Raw genomic sequence first — 21,401 nt, 5'->3', positions numbered from 1 at the left:
GACACTGAAAAAAAATTTAATGTTAACCTATACGTGGCTTGGAAATGAATATGCAAAGAAGAGGAGATATGTACTCCACGAATACAGAATACAAACGCAAGGGATAAAATGATATCTATAAGCTTTTTGCAATACGATAGATTAAGTTATAATGGTTCATCTATAGCGGGAAAGTAAATCCGTTGACAATTAATATCTATAGATGTAATCTATCTATAGATATTAATTAGGAGGTATTCTCATGAAAAACATAGTATTATTTGGTGGAAATGGTTATATTGGACAAGAAGTTGTTCGCCAATGGTTAGAAAAAGATTCAAATGCAGAATTTTTTATTGTTTCACGCAAAGGAAGCTGTGATATTAGCAATAAACGTGTGCATAATATATCAGCAGATTTAACAATTAAAAATCCGGTAATAGATGGATTACCCGAATCAATTGATTGTATTGTAGACTTTATTGGAAGATCAGAAAAGGAAATTATACAGCTTAAAAAGATTAATGAAGTTCCGGTTAATAATATGATTAGCCTTGCTGAGAAATATAAAGTTCCTTCACTTGCCTTTATCGGAGGAATATTAGGCCCGAAATCATTTGTAAATACCAAAGCTGATTTGATACGAAAACTTATGTCTACCGGAAAAAAAGTTTCATATGTTGAACCTACTGTTGTTTATGGTGGAGGACGTAATGATGCAATAGCAAAAATGGTTCCCATTTTTCAATTTCTAGGTATTTTTAACAAAGGCATGAAACCAGTAAAGGTTGATAAAGTTGCAAGTGAATTGATAAAAAAAATAACCTCGAAATAAGGTGTAACAATGAAAGTGAATAAAAGTATTGAACAAGGAATTTATGTATTACTTATGCTATCTCTGCAAATAAATCACGAACCTGTAAAGAGTTTTACAATGAGTAAAATATTAGATGTATCTGACTCTTACTTAAAAAAAATATTAAGAAAATTAGTAGTTGCTGGTTTAATTAATTCTAATGCCAGTAAAGATGGTGGTTTTACTCTAGCTAAGTCGCTAAGAAATGTTACAGTTTTGGAAGTATTTAAAGCATTAGATAAGGAAAATATAGAACAATTTAATTCGGAGTTGTCAAGACGAATTTTTGAAGATGAAGAACATATAAAATCAAGTGAGCAGAAATTGATAAACGTGTTTCAATTAGGTATAGATTCTTATTTTTCACATCTAGATTCATTGCGTCTTTCAGAGTTAATTAAAGAGGAATACATTGATGCGGGATATTATGATTGGCAAGCAAAGGTAGAGTATCCAGATAAGCAAGTAGAAATATAAATATGAGTTATTGCATGATATAAAAACATCAAAAAACCTACAGAGGTGGGAATTTCTACTCTCAAACTCTAAAAAACTTAATCACTAAATTAATTGCGTGGAATATTGAGGGTTTTCCTAAAGGGTCTTCAAAGTGTGGTGGTCAGGTTTCAAAAAAGTGGATCTCAGTAATCAGTTTCCTAGAAAAATGACCCTCCACCAAGGAGCAAGTGGGTCTTCACGACCTCATTTTTGTCAACTCAAGTCATGTGGAATGCTGTTCACTACTAGTAAGAAAAGATAAATAATAGATGTAACAGTGAGTTTAAAGAGCCTTCCTTTGGAGGGCTTTTTATTATTTGTAAAAGTATAATTATAAAGATATCATAAAGACTCAAATATTCTTATTCAACTAACTGATGCTTGTGCGGCCGAGCATAGGTCGTATCATATAACGGGTGGGATTCCCGTCGAGTAAGAACTAGCCATTCGCTCGTAGCGAGTCTTGGAGGGCTAAAGGTAACTTTAGTCTTTAAGCGTAGACAGTTAGATGGCGGGCCGAAAGCCAAATGGTTGAAGGGATTGAGCTTCGAAATGTTAGTAAATCGAGAGGGCTGATGCCTTAAGCATAGCAGAAAGCTACATTTTACCTTTCGTTAAAGGCAAGAAAGGTAAAACCTCTCCGGAGTCAGAGACCTTGGCACGTTATACATTGATATGATACGGCAACTCGGGAGACCCTACCGGTCTTTTCTTTTTTTTTTAGAAGAGTATGGTGTACAAACGATAAAAAGTGAGGAAACCAAATGCCGATGTAGGGAGTCGGATAGTAGCGTAGTACCTATGAAGTTGGGTAATGCCGATGGAGGAAAGGCTACTACCAGTTTATCACCCTTAATAGGGACACAGTTACTACACGCAGAGGTAGGTATAACAAATGGAAACAAAACTACTAAGGATAGCAGAAGTAGCAAAATCTGATCCTAAAATGCAATTTACATCTCTTGCACATTTATTAGATAAGCAATCACTAGTTCAATGTCACATTGAATTACCAAATAAGAAAGCAACTGGGATAAATGGCACAACTAAAGAACAATACAGTGATAATCTCAAAGAAAATATAGAGGATTTAGTAAGGAGACTTAAAAGCAAAAGCTATCGTCCTGTTCCAGTTAGGAGAATGTATATTCCGAAGCTCAATTCGAAGAAGAAAAGACCACTAGGTATACCGGAACATGAAGATAAGATTGTTCAAAAAGGTGTTACGAAAATATTAAACTCCATCTATGAAATTGACTTCCTGGACTGTTCGTTCGGATTTCGCCCAAATCGTAGTTGCCACGATGCTTTGAAAATACTGAACTTCTATATTGAAAAGAGGTCAGTAAACTATGTAGTTGATGTAGACATAAAAGGCTTCTTTGACAACGTTGACCACAAATGGATGATGGAATTCTTAAAACTGCGAATCGCTGACCCAAACTTACTAAGAATAATAGGTAGGTTTCTTAAAGGTGGATACATGGAAGAAGGAAAGAAATACAAAACAGATAATGGTACACCGCAAGGTGGTGTAATATCTCCTGTATTAGCTAATGTGTATCTTCATTATGTACTCGACTTATGGTTTGAGAAAAGTGTTAAGAAACAGTGCGAGGGACAAGCATACCTAGTAAGGTATGCAGATGATTATGTGTGCTGTTTTCAATTTAAGAATGAGGCTCAGGAATTCTTTCAATCTCTAAAATTAAGACTCAAGAAGTTTAATCTGGAAATAGCCGAAGATAAAACCAAAATTATTCCTTTCGGGCGGCTTGCGGAGAAACTTGGAAAGCACCAGGGAAATGGAAAACCAGAAACCTTCGATTTTCTAGGTTTTACGCACTATTGCGGGAAAAGTAAACAAGGAAAGTTTCGAGTGAAACGGAAATCAAGTAGGAAGAAAGTACAAAGTAAAGTAAAAGAGTCTAAAGAATGGTTGAAGAAGAATAGAAATAATAATATTCATATAATCATGGACAGATTCAAACGCTCGCTTATAGGCTACTTCAACTACTATTGCATCACTGATAATATTCCAAATGTTAACATTTTCAAAGTTAAAATCGAGAACTTAGTATTTAAATGGCTCAATAGAAGAAGTCAAAGGAAATCCTTTAAATGGGAGAAATTCAGACTATTTCTTGATAAATTTCCACTACCCTCTCCGAGGATTAAGGTGAATATTTATGATTTAAGAAAAGAAATTAGCTACATTATGTAAATGATTACTGGAGGAGCCGTGTGCATTAATAGTGCAAGCACGGTTCTGAGAGGGTTTGGAGTGCAATTTACCGCAAGGTAAAGAGACTCCATTCTACTCGACTAGTTGTACAACATGATCGGCTGTATAGTCGATTTTTTTTATGTCACTAAACCAGCTAATAGTTGTCAATATTTTTCAATGAAAATCTTATAAAACACATGTTATACTAAAAATAGACATGCCAAATAGCCTTCCACTACCTTATTGGAAGGTTTTGTTATTACTTCATAATATTGGTATTTAGTTTAAATCAAGGAATGTTTCTTTCCTTTTTAAAAGAGTATATATCCAATGTAATAATTTATTTACACAAGCAATTATTGCGACTTTTGCGGGTTTACCTTCCACACGTTTTCTATCATAAAATTCTTTTAATCGTTTATTTCTGGAACTCCTAATTCCACAAAGGACTGCCATATATAGAACGTGACGGAGCCTAGTTGAACCTCTTTTGGTAATACGATTTATTGTGGCATTGAACTTACCAGACTGAAATACACTAGGATCAACTCCAGCGAAGGCTACTAATTTTTTTGGATGATTAAACCGTTCTATTTCACCAATTTCAGAGAGTATCGTTGCAGCGATTTTTTCTCCGATACCTGGAATAGATTGGATTATCTTATATTCTTCGATATCTTTAGTCAGAGTAGCTATTTGTTCCTCTAAGATAGATAGGTGCTCTTGGTATTGAAGAAGCATTTGAATAAACATATTTAGACTGATTAAATGACTTTGGTAAATAATTTTATCAAAAGGATTATTCATGGCAGCTTCTTTTAATTTAGCTGCTTTTTTTAATGCCCATTGGTAAGAACGTGTTTTACATAGTGAACGGATCTTCTCAGCTAAATTTACTTCACATTCTTTTAAAACTTTCTCAGAGGTGGGAAATTCATTTAATAGATTTAAAGATACTTTAGAAAATAAGTCACCAAATACACGTCTATATTCAGGAAATACTTGATCTAACATGGTGTGAAATTGTAGCTTTGCTTGGATATACATACCAGTTATCGCCTCATGTTGTCTCGTTAGATGGCGTAGGTTTAAGAGATTAATTCCTCGCTTTTTATAGGGCTCTAATTCTTCTTTATAAAACAATTTACAAAGATTATAGGCATCCATGGCATCAGTTTTTACTTTTCTTAAGCTTGTTTTTTTAGACTGATGGGACACTAAAGGATTAATCATAATATACAAGTAATTGTATTTCTCTAAGAATTGAATGACAGGTGCTTGATAATGTCCTGTGGCTTCTAGAATGATAGTAGGTTTAACTAATGTCTTGTTTTCTAAATCCTTTAAAAATTGTAGAAAGAAATTTAAACCTTCGTTTGTGTGATAAATTTTGAAGCTTTTTCCGTAAGGAATACTCTTATTTAAAAAGGCTTGTACTTCACTTTCTCCTTTTGAAACATCCAGACCAACTACTGGATTCATTTACATCTCTCCTTAACTCTTTTTATACCAGTAACCTCTAGCTCTTCTTATAGTTTCATAGCTTCGCTTGTTATTCGGGATCAAGTCCCAACCAGCCTCAAACATGTTTCTATAAGTAGAGGGAGAACAGTTTAGTCGACGGGATCATTGTCCCACTGGCAGTTACGTTCTACCCTGGCTACTGTAATCATATTACCTATAAAAAATAGGTCAACCAGAAAATTCTGGCTAACCATATAATACGAAATGGCAGTTTAGTTGAAGAAGGTAAAACAAGAGATATATTGAATTCTAGATGTAAAGACCATTAAAGGATGAATAAAAATGAGAATAATAGTAGTCGAATATATAAAAGAATTGTCAGATGGTTATATTGTTAAGTTTAATTCGCCCTATGGTAGTGCAGAAGGTAGATGGGTTGGCTCTAAGCCAAAATTGAATGCCGAATTTGATATCGAGATTGATATTCCAGAAATTTTAGAATGGGAAAAGCAAATAAATCAGATTGATAAGGACATTACTCAAATAACAAGAGATGAAAATCATGTTATTTTATCAGGAGTCCTAGAATCAGTTGAACCTGATGGATACTCCGTCTTGAGAATGGGTGATAACATCGTAATTTTTGAGTTAACTGGAGGCAACTATCAGAATTATCCTATTGGTTCATACGTAAAAATTAAAACAAAACAAATTTTGTTGTATGGTTTTGGATACGAATTGAACTAACGCATGTTTAAGTATAATAAGAAAAATAAATTGTTATTTGGGGTGCTCTAAAGATGAATGTTGAAGTGAAGATTAAATCAATAGTTGAACACATAGCTGTTTTACCAAATCGAGACCGTTTTATTGTATTGGAGTACTTGGAATATAATGAATGGGGAGTTGCGTTAGAGCACCTTTGTACAATACTTAATGAGGAAGATATTCAAATTTCACAAGATGTTTTTCAGCTGATTAAAGATGTATCGTTACAGATGGGTCTTTGGGAAGAGATTAGAAATCAAATTATTGGTTTAGTAAAATAACCTTAATCAACTAACGCATGCATTAGTTGTACAAAATAATCGGCTGTATGGTCGATTTTTTTTATTAAGCTACCATGAAAAAACCTTACGGTATTCAGGTGAAAAAGTGCATAACTAAAGAAGACGGCTTTATTTTATTTTTAAAAAGCGTCAAACAGTAAAAAATTATATTAGTAGTTGATGGATTAAGAGACTTCTTCGATCGATACAGAATACCCTAATTTTTCTAGTCTTCGAACTGAATGCCGGACCATTGATACTTCTTTTTGTTTGTCATAATAATCTTCTCCTAAGTCTCTGTACATTTCTTTCCTAGTCAGAAGATAATAGGCGATTCTTAACATGGCATGGGCTACTACTATTCCTGCTCTTTTCCTACCTTTTCGTGCAGCTGTTCTTCGATACATTGCTCCAAGGTAGTTTTTGGATGCACCCACTGAATGTGCGGCTTCGGTTAAGGCTGATTTTAAATACTTATTGCCTTTTTTTGATTTAGTTGATTTCCTTTTACCAGCACTTTCATTATGTCCAGGAACTATTGCTGCCCAGGAATATAATCGAGGTGCACTTCCAAACTGGTTCTCTAAATCTGTTCCAATTTCAGCTAGTATTTGTTCAGCCATACGTGTAGCGATACCAGGTATTGAGTCTAGTCGTTCTATGTCTTCTTGATAAGGACTTACTCTTAGTGCTACTTCTGAATCGAGTTTTTCAATTTGTTCAGTTAGAAAATCAATGTGAGTTAATATAGTTTTCAGCATCATACGTTGATGAGGATTAACATACCCTCGTAACGCAAGTTCAAGTTCATCCTTTTTGTGTTTCAATGAGCGCCGAGCCGTATTTGCTAGTTTCGTAGGATCTTCTTCTCCATCTGCAATGGCGTTAAGCATTTCTTTAGCTGAAACACCCATAATATCTGAAACAACAGAGCCTAATTTAATATTTGCACCTTCCAATACTTTTTGTATTCGATTAAGTTGTCGAGAGCGTTCTTCAATAATACTTCGACGATATCGAACCAGTTCTCTTAACTCTTGTTGAGTTCGATCGGGAACGTAGCTAGCAGTCAATAATCCGTGGCGGAGAAGTTGAGCGATTCATTCAGCATCTTTTACGTCAGTTTTTCGTCCAGGAACAGCTTTCATATGCTGCGCATTGACGACAAAAAGCTCTAATTCTTCAGCTTCAATCAGATTAACAATGGCTTTCCAATACACCCCTGTACTTTCCATAGCGACATGAGTACATCCATGTGACCTTATCCAATCCATCAGTTTAATTAAAAAAATCGTCTTCGTAGAAAACGTTTGAATCTCCTTTCCTTCAGGTGTCATATTACATGCGGTAATGTTGTCCTTATGAACATCCATTCCGCAAACTCGTTCAATAATAACTTCCATTGAATTCATCCTTCCAATGGCTTTACCCGCAAGGGAGCGACAGTCTGTGATGCACCGTGATTGTTGGAGTCAGACTAAATGATAGGCTCTAATGGCACCATACTGCAGCGACCTTCCTCACCCAGCCATAGAAGCAGTATTGACGGTTTTAAATCTTTTTCATTCGCTGTGGTGCAGCGCTCGCGACGCATGGGTGGCTATTTTGTTCTTTTGTCATGCGTAATGCCCACCTATTTTTTTTTATTGCTTCTAATCGTACTGTGTTCTAAGTATGAACAAGCTCTTAATAAGCTGTTCTTACCATATTTTTTTCGTATTGCTTCCATTGTTTTTGTTAGGTTTGTTTCTTTTTGTTTTTTTATTGGGTTAGTAAAGAAAGTGATTTGTTCAAAATCCCTTTTAACGAAATTTTTTAATGCAATCGAAATTGTTCTTACAGGTTCATTATTATAATTTTCTTCTAGTATTTTAAGGCACACCTTATACCAATCCTTTGTTAACTCAGTTGGTTGATCAATTGTGACTGACTTACTGAACCCATCAATACCTGAAGAATAACCAATGCCCAAATGGATTGTTGGACATAATCGATACTGATTTCTTAATCGAAAACACACTTCTTCAAGCTGCTCTAGAATTAGATTTTTGACTTCATGTCATTGATAATCTCTTAAAAGGACCTGAGATTTACCAATCGAAGTATCTTTAGGTTTAAAACTTTGCATTTCACCAATTTTAGAAAAATCAATCCCATTCGCGTGAAGATGAAGCTCAGTACCAATTACATTCCCAAATTGTTTAATCAGTACTTCTTTGGGATAGTGTGCTAATTCGCCAATAGTTGTTATACCTAATCTGTTTAGCTTCATTTTCGTTTTAGAAGCAATTCCCTCTTTTAATATGATTTTACGTTAATACAAAGCTCATCTATTGAGTACTGTAAAAAATCCATTGGAGCTACATATTTAGTGAGTATTAATTCAGAAATCTGATTTGATACTCTTAAGTACGTAGACATAGAAGGATTTACAACGTGAATATCTTTATGGTTAGGTAATTCATAGTATCTATTTTGCGTTGAAAAGCCCATAGCCTTAAGAGCAGGTGTCGCCGCTAATATTATCGAGCCTGAACGATTCTTATCACCTACAACAGCCAACTTAACTTTTAATGGGTCTAATCCCAAAAGAACACAACTTACAGAAGCATAAAATGACTTCATATCCACAAAAAATACAGGATCATCTGGACAAGTTAAATAATTGTACAATAAAAAAACCTCTATACTAAGAATGTGTGTTCTGTTTTTTACAGGCATTCTTATTATGCACAAACAAACGTTCTTGTATAAGTGATTTTTTTATGGGGAATTTTCACTTTTTTATCTCTAAATAAAAAAATATAAATAGATGAATTAGTTAATAGTGGTATGTACTGAAGTTTTCGATGGAAGCATATAACCGAAATATATAATTAGTTAATAGCGATGGGGGAAATTTTCACTGGAATGCGAACAAAGTGGAGATGTGAATAAATATAATGTCATTGACGTAAATGATGCGTTATAGATCTAATCGTTTTGGAAAAATCGGTAATCATTAATAAGGTTATCGATTTTTTTAATCATTGAGTAACGATGTTTTGCTCAAGCTAGGTTGATATAACTATTCAAAATGGGAACCATTAAACCGGATATACCGCACAATATTCTATCATTGGATATTTTTAAAGATTCATAGTCCCCTAATAACAAGGTTCTATTATATAAAAAATGAGTATTATGATTATTTCACTAAAAAATAGCTCTTCAATTGAGTATAAAGATTTTTTTTGTAATTTTTGTCAAAATCCCAATTACATCAACATTCCATATAATGAAACTATCAAAAAGAAACAGCATAAAATTTGATTAATATATAGTTTTTCTTACATTAATGAGCATATATTATTTTTTGGAATTTTTATTGAGGTATTTACTAACTTGGTGGTGAGGTGCAACATGAATGATTGTCTTTTTTATACATTTACAAAATTGATGAAACATAATAACTGGAAGATGAAAGATTTATCCATAAAAGCAGAAATACATAGTACAGAATTAAGCAAGTTATTTAACAATAAAAAGGTCCTATCTTTACATTATTTGGATGCCATAACAAAGGCTTTTGAACTCCCTGAAGGTGCTTTTTATAATGAATATGTAAAATTATGCTTTAACGAAAGAAATTTACTAGATAAAAGAAGAAGTAGTGCTTTTATTTATCAATGTGCTAAATATGGATTTAACTCGGAGTTATCTCTTATTTTATCAGTTATAATTAAAGAAAAATCAGTAGCCATTCGTACAAGGTATTTAAAAAATGTATTTTCAATTGCAGAAAAGCTTTTTATAGAAGGAAAGGAAAAAGAAGCAGCCCCTTTATATGAATTCATTATTGAGCATATGCCTAATTCAATAAATGAAGAAGTGGCAATCAGTTATTTTCGGAAATTTTATTTGACGCGTTTAACAAGTGAAGGGAATATAGTTTTAGAGCGGGTTTTGGAATATATTTCCTATATGCCAACAAAGTTTCAAGAACTAACGATCTTATGGATTACGGCCACATATTATTCGTTAAAACAGTGGGATGAGGTTTTAATCTATGCGAAGCGATTGGAGGAAATAGCAAAAATAAAAGACCATTTAGGTCGTGCACTAATGTATCAAGCATTTGCATTAACTAGATTAGGTGGAAGTTTAGAAGAGGTTTTAAGTTTAATTGATAAATATGAAAAAATAAATGATTATTATGCAGATTTAGCTGTTGGAAATCGATATGTAGCATTCATTGACTTTGGTAATATTAATGTGGTTGATTCCTATTATAGTTGGATTTGTAACCGTGATGATGTTCATGTTGGTATCCCTAGAATCATAGAATGCTATGTAAAATTAGGACGATTAGAAGATGCGGAAATATTTATAGAAAAGTATCAAGTTCAAATTGCCCAATTGAGTGACACTTCTAACTTTCATATGAAACATTTATATATGGAGTATCGCTATGCAGTTGGTTTATTAAAATGTAAAACAAATAAATTACATGAAGGATTAGATGCATTATTAAATGTTGCTTCAGAGGTGAAAAACGATAAGATTTATGGGGATTTTCAAAAATGTCTACTGGCAATCTGGGATTATCGAAACTTTTTTGATAATGAATTAGAAGGTAAATATATTCGTGCCTTAAGCTAACTAGAATTAATGGACATTTAGAGAGTATTTCTGAAAGATTCAAACAAATTTTTAACCCTTTGGTGTACAAGACCTCCAAGAAACCTTGTCCATTAACGATGTATTAAAATAGGATATTTTGAGTATCAAAAAGCCAATTCCTTGATGCATAAGGATTGGCTTTATATTTATCTCCATTAAGATTTTTTAAGTAATCTACCTATGTATAGCATGTTCATAGATTTTTGATGAGCAATATAAAAAGAAGACATTTAATTCATAAATATCAAATTTAATGTCTTCTTTTTTAGAGTGAACGCACAATAGGTAAGGTTTTTAGTGTCTCGAATTATTTAGAGTTTTTTTGATTAAAATTCAGGATAGATATTAGTTAATAGGCATTCTGTAGGTTAAGACAACACAAAGTGATATCGCAAACAACAAATATCTTGAGCAATAGTGAAACTATATGAATTTAGTACACATATAGTTATTAGAATTATTTGATATCACTTACAATTAGTACATTAAAAATAAAAATAATATTTTTTAACTAAACCTGAATTTTATCTATGATAATATAATTAAATTTTCATTATAACAAGGAGAAATATGGAATGGAAAGATATGTTTTATTTCACTAAACGACAAATTTTCGCTCTATCAAATGACTAGTATTCATTTGTGTGGTAGTGGATGACAAAAAGGAAGCTTTTAAATCCCGTGAATAGTAAGGCATAAGATAAAAAATTGATTCAAATCATAAATTAATGAGTATATGAATAACTGTGTCTCTTATTGTAGAAATTTACCGAAAAAAAGTTTAGTTTTGTGGAATTTGTCAAAATTTCGAAAGTGTAAACTTTCCGTATAATCTAAATAGAAAGAAAAAGATGGGGGAGAATAACAGGATGAAACGTTTAATCAAAAGTACTGCAGTTTTGGCTTTAGGTACTGGTGTTTTATTTAATGCATTTCCAATCACACAACACCAGCCAATTGCAAAAGCTGCAGCACAATCTACTATTGAAGAAGTGCTTTCAAAACTTACGTCAGAACAACGTGAAGCTTTAAAGAAAATAGAGGTTACTAGTCAAGAAGGATTACAGTTACCTTCTTCAGTCGATTTAAACAGTACTAAAAATTTATCAGTCATTGTTGAATTGAAAGACAAGCCAGCAAAAGTAGCTGTTTTAGAAGAAGCAGTGAATGGCAATAGTGAATCACTAGCCGATGCAAAACAAAAAGCAGATAATGCGCAAGAAACATTTAAATCAGATTTACAAACAATTTATAAAGACGATTTAAAAGACAATAAGAATCTTTATAAAATTAAGCGAACATACAAAAACACGTTAAATGGTGTAGCGATTGACTTACCAGCGAATAAAGTTAAGTCTTTATTAAATTCAAAGGTTGTTAAAGCCGTTTGGCCAAATAATGTGATTAAAGTTGAGCCAGAAAAAATAGCTCAAAGTGCACAAGGCTCAACTACGAAAATGGAAACAGAAGTGTTTCCTGGTGTTAGTAAATTACATGCAGAAGGATTTACAGGAAAAGGTGTTAAAGTAGGGGTTATCGATACAGGGATTGACTATAATCACCCAGATTTAACAGATGCATATAAAGGGTATCGTGCGCAACCTGGCGTTGATCCAAAAACTATCAGCCCTAGTTCAGTAAAAGGTTGGGATTTTGTTGACAACGACGCCGACCCAATGGAAACAACATATGATGACTGGAAAAAATCCGGTTTAGCAGAAAAGGATCCACTTACTGGTGAAGCATTCTACACAGAACATGGAACACATGTATCTGGAATTATTGCTGGTCGTGGTAAAAATAATACTGATTACGCAGTAACTGGAGTTGCACCAGAGGCTGATTTATATGTTTATCGTGTACTAGGAAGATATGGATCGGGATCAACTGAAGCTGTTTTAGGCGGTATTGACAAGTCTATCTCTGACGGCATGGATGTCATCAATTTATCACTTGGTTCGAACGTTAATGATCCAGAAAATATTGAGAGTCTTGCGTTAAATAATGCAGTTCTTTCTGGTGTAACGGCTGTTGTATCAGCGGGTAACTCAGGGGATGGGATGGATACGTTAGGGTCACCTGGGGCAGCAGCGTTACCTATTACAGTTGGTGCGAATGATACGAAAACTGTGATTGAAACATCAAAAGGTACACTACATGGAACAGAAGATGTAAAGGCTGATTTAAAATTATTTGGTAAAGGCTTTGAAGATAATGTCACAAGCTTAAAAGGCAAAAATTTACCAATCGTTTTAGTACCAAGTGTAGGTGCAGATTCTGATTATAAAAATATTGATGTGAATGGAAAGATTGCATTAGTAAATAGAGGATCAGTATCACTGAATGATAAAATTACAATTGCTCAAAAGCATGGCGCAGCTGCAGTTATCCTAATTGATAATGTACCTGGTGAAGGGTTTGTTCCATCATACTTAGGTAAGGGGTATGGGTTTATTCCTGCATTCTCAATGTCATATGAACAAGGAGCAGCATTAGTCGCAAAACTTGGTACGGCTAATCCAACCTTCTCATTTGATGAAATCGGACAAGTAACGGATGAAGGTAGTAAGTTAGCGGCATTCAGTTCACGTGGGCCTTCTCGTATCAATTATGATATTAAACCTGAAGTAACAGCACCAGGTGTTGCCGTATTTTCAACTGTACCTTCTTATATGCATGGAGCAGATCAAATTGGAAAATATGACTATGCTTATGAAAATTTATCAGGTACATCAATGGCATCACCGAACGTAGCGGGTGTGGCAGCATTATTAAAACAAGCAAATCCAAACTTAACACCAGCACAAATTAAAGAAACATTAATGAATACTGCAGATCCACTAAATGGGGACTATAGTGTATTTGAATCTGGTGCAGGCCAAGTTGATCCTTATGAAGCGATCCATTCAAAAACAAGAATTGAAGTAGTCGATGAAACAAAAGGAACATACGATAAAAAAGGTAATTTAACAGCGGTAAAAGATTTAACAGGTGCACTTTCATTTGGTTCACATGCTCCAGAAGGAAAAAATATTAGCGAACAACGCACACTGAACATCTATAACAATAGCAATCAAGCAAAAACATATGATGTAACTGTTTCTTATCAAGCAGGCCGTCGTGGTTCATTAGATGCTGACGACAATGGTGTAATGGTCGTGACAGATAAATCGATTAAAGTTGGCGCAAATGCGAAAAAGAAATCAAGTGTCGCAATTACGGTTCCAAAATCAGCAAAATTAGGTATTTATGAAGGATTTGTAACGTATACAAATCATACTAATCCAGAAGAAACATTCCAAGTACCTTTCGGAATTAAAACGGTGGAAGAAGGAATCAATCCAGTAACGATGAGTCCACAAGCCTTTACGCAAGTATTTGATGCAGCGTATGCAGGTCAATTAATTTATACAAACGCGCAATTTAGTCTGAAAGCGAACTTAAGCACAATTGATGTCATCCTAGAAGATGGGAAAACAGGAGAAGAATTAGGCTATGTAGGGACGTTAGATGGCCTGCGAATGAAGGAGAATGTTGCTTTATCAGCGAGAGTATTTAATGGTTATTATTACAAACCAACAGGTGATGATGAGCATCCATTTGCGTATGATTCTGATTTAGCAAAACCAGGTTATTATAAGATCAAGTTAGTTGGCAAAAATGACGCTGGAAAAACATTTACGCAAGAAGCACCGTTCTACTTTGATAATACGGCGCCAAAAATGACAATTAACAGTCCGGATGTTGTCGAATATAAAAACGGTCAAACAAGTGTGACCATAACGGGTTCAGTTTACGATAAAGAAACGGAAGAAATGCAAAAACTTGGCATGAACTTTAATCAAGGTAGTACAACAGTGTATTATGCAGACTATTTAAACGGTGGAAGAGCCGTGTCGGTACCTGTAAATTCTGACGGTACATTTACAGCGACCATTCCAACAAATGCAACAAAACCGATGGAACTTGTGTTTTATGCGATGGATGCGGCATCAAATAAAACATTTAAAGAAGGTAGAGATATTTTTGTTACGCGTGATGACGCAACATATGGCTATATGAACCCTGAAAAACGTACGGCAAAAATGGGCGAAACAACGAATGCTACGTTACTATTAAATCATGCAAGTGATGTCAAACAAGTAGTCTATACATTCCAATATAATAAAGCTGTTGCAACGATGAATGTAATACCAAACCCAAGTGTAGTTGATAAAGTGGATGTGAAAGTAGAAGATACAAAGTTGGGTGGAACTACATATGAAGGTAAAGTAACAGTCACAACAAAAGATGGAGTTGCCCCATTATCAGGCAATTTAAATCTTGCAGATATCGAATTTAAAATGAGTAATGATTATAATGCGGGTGCTGTAATTTTCCCTACAAACTTATATAGTGTTAAAGTTACGGACAATAGCGGTACGACAAAAACGGTTCCATCTGGAAATCCATCTATTACTTATATGCAACCAACTACTTCTTTACTGGATGGCAATCTGTTGGCAGAGCCGTTCTTAGCTCCAGATGGAAGTGTACTTGGTTCGTTTGATTATTCTAAACTAGGGATAAAAGTTAAGGCGACAGCTGCTAACGGTAAAGTGTACGAAGGGGTTACTACTTCTGGTGGTCGTTATCAAGTACCAAATTTACCATTAAATGATGATAGGTATGAGTTGGAATTAAATATACCTGGTCATTTTACAGTGCATAAAGACTTTACGATCGGATTCCATGAAGATGGAAAAGTGACGAATCAACATCTTAACTTGAAATTAAATACGGCGATTGCTGGAGATGTTAACAAAGACGATGTCATTGACGTAATGGACGCGCTTTACTTACAAACTTATTGGGGAACAAATAAACGTGATGCAGATATTAACAATGATGGTGTAGTAGATGAAAAAGATCTAGCATATGTAGAACAAAACTACTTAATGCAAAATCCAACAATTAACTACGCACCAACACCTAAGAAGAAATACAAATCACAAACTCTTGAAACGGTTAAGAGTGCATTAGGTGTTAACTAAAAAATAGATTAATAGTTAAAAGCTAGTTTAAGAGACTTCGGTATAAACCGAAGTCTTTTTTTGTTGGGGATTAGCTGAATATTAGGTTAGGTAAAAAAAGTAAATTAGGATAGATTGTCGAATTTCGTTAGCAATAATTCAGCTATTTTAATTTTTTATATTTAAATGAGATTTCAAATTTTTATTGGTGGGATGGGATTGCTCAGTGACACAGTACGTACGAATTGGTTATTTCTTGAGGATCACATAATTTTTAAAGTGCAATTTATTAAATAGACCAGAATTATTAAAGATTAACTTATTGATTATGAAAACATTTTATTAGAATCTAGCATTCTCCTAAAGCAAGTATGAAATATAAAGGCAAAGTATTAGCTGATGTTTACAAACACTAGGTTTAGAATAATTAGGTGAAAGTATTAGAAAAATCGGTAATCTTTTATTAGATTACCGATTTTATTTGTTCATTGAGGAGTAATCCTTACGCAAGCTAGGCTTAGCTAACTATTAAATATCGTAGACGAGTAGTTGATTTGTAGCATACAATAGTATTTTTTAAGATTTATAATTCCCTATTAACTAGATTCTATTTTTAAATAATGTATATGATAGTCGCTGTCACTTGACTAAAAAATAGTTCTTCAATTGAATATAAAAAGTAAGTGTGATAATTTTTCTCAAGATTAAAATTACATCAACAATAATTTCATTAAAATTTCATTATAACAAATAAAAAAAGGGATAGAAGCTATATTTTCTTGCACTAAACGACAATTATTCTCTTTATATCGACAAGTGCTCAATCGTAAAGTAGAGAATATTCAAAGAATGATTTTAAGTCATATGAAAAATAAAGACTTCGAAGGAAAGTTAGTTCAAAATCATAAAATAAATGAGTATATGAACCGACGTCATATTTTGTCGAAATTAATCGATAAAATATTTAGTTTTGTGGAATTTGTCAAAATTTCGAAAGTATAAACTTTCCGTATAATCAAAATAGAAAGAAAAAACAAAAAAATGGGGGAGAATAAAATATGAAGCGTATGATCAAAAGTACAGCAGTTTTGGCATTAAGTACTGGTGTATTATTCAATGCTTTTCCAGTAACACACCATCAGCCAATTGCAAAAGCTGCAACAGAATCTTCAATTGAAGAAGTGCTTGCTAAACTTACACCAGAACAACGTCAAGCTTTAAAGAAATTAGAGGTGACGAGTCAAGAAGGTTTACAATTACCTTCTTCAGTCGATTTACAAAGTTCAAAAAATCTCTCAGTAATTGTCGAGTTTAAAGAAAAACCAGCAAAAGTAGCTGTTTTAGAAGAAGCTGCGGAAGGTAATAGCTTATCGCTAGACGATGCAAAGCAACAAGCAAATGATGCGCAAGAAACATTTAAAAACGATTTACAAACAATTTATAAAGATGATTTAAAAGCAAATAAAAATCTTTACAAAATTAAACGAACATACAAAAATACATTAAATGGTGTGGCGATCGACTTACCAGCGAATAAAGTTAAGTCATTATTAAAGTCGAAAGCTGTTAAAGCTGTTTGGCCAAATAATGTGATTAAAGTTGAGCCAGATAAAACAACTGAAAAAACTGAAAGTGAGCAAGGCTCGACAACGAAAATGGAAACTGAAGTGTTTCCTGGTGTTAGTAAATTACACGCAGAAGGATTTACAGGAAAAGGTATTAAAGTAGGGGTTATCGATACAGGTATTGATTATAATCATCCAGATTTAACAGATGCCTATAAAGGTTATCGTGCGCAACCTGGTGTTGATCCAAAAACAATTAATCCAAGTTCAGTAAGAGGTTGGGACTTTGTTGACAACGATGCGGACCCAATGGAGACAACGTATGATGATTGGAAAAAATCAGGGTTAGCTGAAAAGGACCCTACGACTGGAGAAGCATTCTACACAGAACACGGAACGCATGTTTCAGGAATTATCGCTGGTCGTGGTAAAAATAATACAGATTATGCAGTAACAGGTGTTGCACCGGAAGCTGATTTATACGTATATCGTGTATTAGGTAAATTTGGATCAGGTACAACAGAAAATGTTTTAGGTGGCATTGATAAATCTGTTGCTGATGGTATGGATGTTATCAATCTATCATTAGGTAGTAGTACGAACGATCCTGAAAATATTGAAAGTATTGCATTAAATAATGCGGTCCTATCTGGTGTTACGGCAATTGTAGCTGCTGGTAACTCAGGTGATGGAATGTATTCATTAGGTGCGCCAGGTGCCGCAGCTTTACCAATTACAGTAGGTGCTAACGATACAAAAACAGTTATTGAAACTTCAAAAGGTACGTTACATGGAACTTCAGATTTTACAGCAGATTTAAAATTATTAGGTAAAGGCTTTAATGATAATATAGCAAGTTTAAAAGGTAAAAACTTACCAGTTGTTTTAGTACCGAGCATTGGTGCAGATTCTGATTATAATAATATTGATGTGAATGGGAAAATTGCGATTGTAAACCGTGGTCAAACTGCACTTGCAGATAAAATCACAATTGCTCAAAAACATGGTGCAGCGGCAGTTATTATGATTGATAACGTACCAGGTGAAGGCTTTATTCCATCGTATTTAGGTGGAAGCTATGGATTCATTCCTACGTTCTCAATGTCATATGAACAAGGGCAAGACTTAATTTCGAAACTTGGTACAGGTACACCAACCTTATCATTCGATGAAATGGGACAAGTAACGAATCCAGGAAATACATTAGCATCATTCAGTTCGCGTGGTCCAGCTCGTATCACATATGATATTAAGCCTGAAGTAACAGCACCTGGTGTTTCTGTATTCTCAACGGTTCCATCTTACATGCACGGTGCAGATCAAATCGGTAACTATAAATATGCTTATGATAATTTATCAGGTACATCAATGGCTACACCAAACGTAGCAGGTGTTGCAGCATTATTAAAACAAGCAAATCCAAATTTAACTCCTGCTCAAGTGAAAGAAACATTAATGAACACTGCCGATCCATTAAATGGGGATTATAGTGTGTTTGAAACAGGAGCTGGTCAAGTAGATCCTGATGAAGCGATTCATTCACAAACTCGAATTGAAGTAGTGGATGAAACTAAGGGTACAACAGATAAAAAAGGCAATCTTAAAACAGTTAAAGATTTAACGGGTGCACTTGCATTTGGCGTGTTTGCACCAGCAGGAAAAAATATTAGCGATCAACGTACACTTAATATCTATAATAATAGTAATAAAGCAAAAACATATGATGTAAAAGTTTCGTATCAAGCAGATCGCAGAGGATCATTAGATGCTGACGACAACGGCGTAATGGTCGTGACAGATAAGTCGATTAAAGTTGGAGCAAACTCGAAAAAGAAATCAACTGTCGCTATTACAGTACCAAAATCAGCAAAATTAGGTATTTACGAAGGATTTGTAACGTACACAAATCATGATAATCCAGATGAAACGTACCAAGTTCCTTTCGCGATTAAAACAGTCGAAGAAGGAATGAATCCAATTTCATTTACACCACAAGCATTTACACAAGTATTTGATTCGGCTATTCCTGGACAATTAGTCTATACAAATGCAACTATGAGTATTAAATCCCATATGCGCTCATTCGATGTTGTCCTTGAAGATGGAAAAACAGGCAAAGAATTAGGTTATATCGGTTCGATGGACGGACTTGGAATGGATGAAAATAAAGTATATAATGTCAAACAAATATTTAATGGCTTATATTACAAAGCTACTGGTGATGATGAAAAACCATTTGCGTATGATACTGATTTAGCGAAGCCAGGATATTATAAGATTAAAATAATTGGTACAAATGATGCAGGTAAAACATTCGCTCAAGAAGCACCAATTTATTTCGATAACACAGCTCCTAAATTAACAGTGAACGGTCCAGAAATCGTTGAATATAAAAATGGACAATCTAGTGTAACAATTACTGGATCAGTTTATGATAAAGAAACAGAAGAAATGCAAAAACTTGGCATGAACTTTAATCAAGGAAGCACAAAAGTTTATTATCAAGATTATCTAGGTGGAAGAGCAGTAGCGGTACCGGTAAATCCAGACGGTACATTTACAGCTACAATTCCAACAAATGCAACAAGAGCGATGGAACTTAATTTCTATGCAATCGATGCGGCAACAAATAAAACATTTAAAGAAGGTAGAGACATCTTTGTGACACGTGATGATGCTACGTATGGTTATATGCAACCTGAAAAGCGCACACTAAAAATGGGTGAAACAGGGAATGCGACTTTAATGTTAAATAAAGCTAGTGATGTAAAACAAGTTACTTATACATTCGAGCATTATACAAATGTTGCTGAAATGAATATTAAAGTAAATCCAAGTGTAGCAGATAAAGTAGATGTTACTGTGAAGGATGATGTTGTTTATGCACCAGCTTTTCTAAATAAAGCGACAGTAACAATTACAACTAAAGATGGAGTTACGCCATTATCAGGCGATTTAAAACTTGCAGATGTAGCATTTAAGATGAGTAATGAATATAATGCTTTTCCTGCCGTATTCCAAGCGAAATTAAACACAACGGTAACAAATAGTAATAACACAACGAATACGGTAGTAAGCGGAAATTCGAGCATTTTTTATCAAGATTCAAGTACTTCACTACTTCGTGGTGCTAATGCTGCTGAAGCATTTATAGCTCCAGATGGTGGCCCAATTGGAGGACTTGATTATTCGAAATTAGGAATAAAAGTAACAGCAACAAGTTTAGACGGTAAAGTATATGGGGGGCTAGCAGATACTACAACGCTACTTTCTACAAGCTTGTTTAAAATTCCAAATTTACCATTAACGGATGACACGTTCGAGCTAGAATTCAATGTACCTGGTCACTTTACAGTACACAAAGACTTTACAATAGGATTTCATGATGAAAAAGGAAATGTAACGCCTCAAAACCGTTATATGACATTAAATCCGGCTTATGCAGGGGACGTAAATAAAGATGATGTTATTGATGTAATGGATGCACTATACTTACAAACTTATTGGGGAACAAATAAACGTGCTGCTGATATAAACTATGATGGTGTAGTAGATGAAAAAGATTTAGCATTTGTAGAACAAAACTATTTAATGCAAAATCCAACAATTAACTATGCACCAACGCCTAAAAAGAAATACAAATCACAAACTCTTGAAACTGTTAAGAGTGCATTAGGTGTTAACTAATAAATAAATTAATAGTTAAGAGCTAGTTTAAGAGACTTCGGTTTAAACCGAAGTCTTTTTTTTAGTCAAAAAGGAGCGATTTAGAGTGATGAAACAAGAATAGAATTGAAAAACTTGTCGAACGTTGTTGGTAAATAAAGAAACGTTGGTGAAAAATGTTGAAATCTAAAAATTATAAACTTTCAATATAATTAGAAAGTAAGAGAAAACATATTTGAATGGGGGATATAACAAGTTGAATCGTTTAATTAAAAGTACAGCAGTTTTAACATTGAGTACTGGTATATTATTCAATGCATTTCCAGTTACTCATCATCAGTCGATTGTAAAGGCTGCGTCGCAAACTTCAATTGAAGAAGTGCTATCAAAGTTAACGCCTGAGCAACGAGAAGCTTTAAAAAA

Annotated in this window: 9 protein-coding genes and 2 pseudogenes; 8 read left to right on the top strand and 3 right to left on the bottom strand. The window is 34.0% G+C overall.

Features of this window, described 5'->3' with window-relative positions:
• Nucleotides 1-241 precede the first annotated feature (241 nt).
• The 3 genes from ACFCYN_RS20210 to ltrA all read left to right on the top strand — a co-directional run bounded on the left by ACFCYN_RS20210 (nt 242) and on the right by ltrA (nt 3,557).
• Nucleotides 242-814, top strand: coding sequence for an NAD-dependent epimerase/dehydratase family protein (locus ACFCYN_RS20210; protein WP_375951320.1), 573 nt, complete (start codon nt 242-244; stop codon nt 812-814).
• Nucleotides 815-823: 9 nt separating this feature from the next.
• Nucleotides 824-1,312 (top strand): RrF2 family transcriptional regulator, encoded by a 489-nt coding sequence (locus tag ACFCYN_RS20205; RefSeq protein WP_375951318.1) that lies wholly within the window; start codon nt 824-826, stop codon nt 1,310-1,312.
• 916 nt (nt 1,313-2,228) lie between these two features.
• Complete coding sequence (gene ltrA, locus ACFCYN_RS20200) at nt 2,229-3,557, top strand: group II intron reverse transcriptase/maturase (protein WP_375951316.1); 1,329 nt, start codon at nt 2,229-2,231, stop codon at nt 3,555-3,557.
• 282 nt (nt 3,558-3,839) lie between these two features.
• On the opposite strand, the gene ACFCYN_RS20195 is transcribed toward ltrA, so the two are convergent.
• Nucleotides 3,840-5,042: an IS110 family RNA-guided transposase gene (locus ACFCYN_RS20195; protein ID WP_375951314.1), complete on the bottom strand. Its 1,203-nt coding sequence runs from the start codon at nt 5,040-5,042 to the stop codon at nt 3,840-3,842.
• A gap of 324 nt (nt 5,043-5,366) precedes the next feature.
• Between ACFCYN_RS20195 and ACFCYN_RS20190 the strand changes: the two genes are divergently transcribed.
• On the top strand, nt 5,367-5,771 hold the full coding sequence (locus ACFCYN_RS20190; RefSeq protein WP_375951312.1) for a hypothetical protein: 405 nt from the start codon (nt 5,367-5,369) through the stop codon (nt 5,769-5,771).
• Nucleotides 5,772-5,824: 53 nt separating this feature from the next.
• Entirely contained in the window at nt 5,825-6,073 is a 249-nt protein-coding gene (locus tag ACFCYN_RS20185) for a MafI family immunity protein (RefSeq protein WP_375951310.1), read from the top strand.
• A 185-nt stretch (nt 6,074-6,258) separates the two neighbouring features.
• Here ACFCYN_RS20185 and ACFCYN_RS20180 read toward each other — a convergent pair.
• A pseudogene (locus tag ACFCYN_RS20180) lies at nt 6,259-7,476 on the bottom strand (IS110 family RNA-guided transposase).
• A gap of 213 nt (nt 7,477-7,689) precedes the next feature.
• Nucleotides 7,690-8,746: pseudogene (locus tag ACFCYN_RS20175) on the bottom strand (DinB/UmuC family translesion DNA polymerase).
• Nucleotides 8,747-9,475: 729 nt separating this feature from the next.
• On the opposite strand from ACFCYN_RS20175, the gene ACFCYN_RS20170 reads away from it, so the two are divergent.
• The 3 genes from ACFCYN_RS20170 (at nt 9,476) to ACFCYN_RS20160 (ending at nt 20,999) form a co-directional block, all read left to right on the top strand.
• The gene (locus tag ACFCYN_RS20170) at nt 9,476-10,714 is read left to right on the top strand and encodes a helix-turn-helix domain-containing protein (protein ID WP_375951308.1); all 1,239 of its coding nucleotides are present in this window, start codon (nt 9,476-9,478) and stop codon (nt 10,712-10,714) included.
• A gap of 890 nt (nt 10,715-11,604) precedes the next feature.
• Entirely contained in the window at nt 11,605-15,768 is a 4,164-nt protein-coding gene (locus ACFCYN_RS20165; protein WP_375951306.1) for a S8 family serine peptidase, read from the top strand.
• 1,037 nt (nt 15,769-16,805) lie between these two features.
• On the top strand, nt 16,806-20,999 hold the full coding sequence (locus ACFCYN_RS20160; protein WP_375951305.1) for a S8 family serine peptidase: 4,194 nt from the start codon (nt 16,806-16,808) through the stop codon (nt 20,997-20,999).
• Nucleotides 21,000-21,401: the final 402 nt, after the last annotated feature.

The organism is Gottfriedia sp. NPDC056225, assembly GCF_042267765.1.
Taxonomy (GTDB): domain Bacteria; phylum Bacillota; class Bacilli; order Bacillales; family Bacillaceae_G; genus Gottfriedia.
The sequence above is the reverse complement of the archived record's forward strand: the minus strand, read 5'-3'. Positions and strand labels throughout refer to the sequence as shown.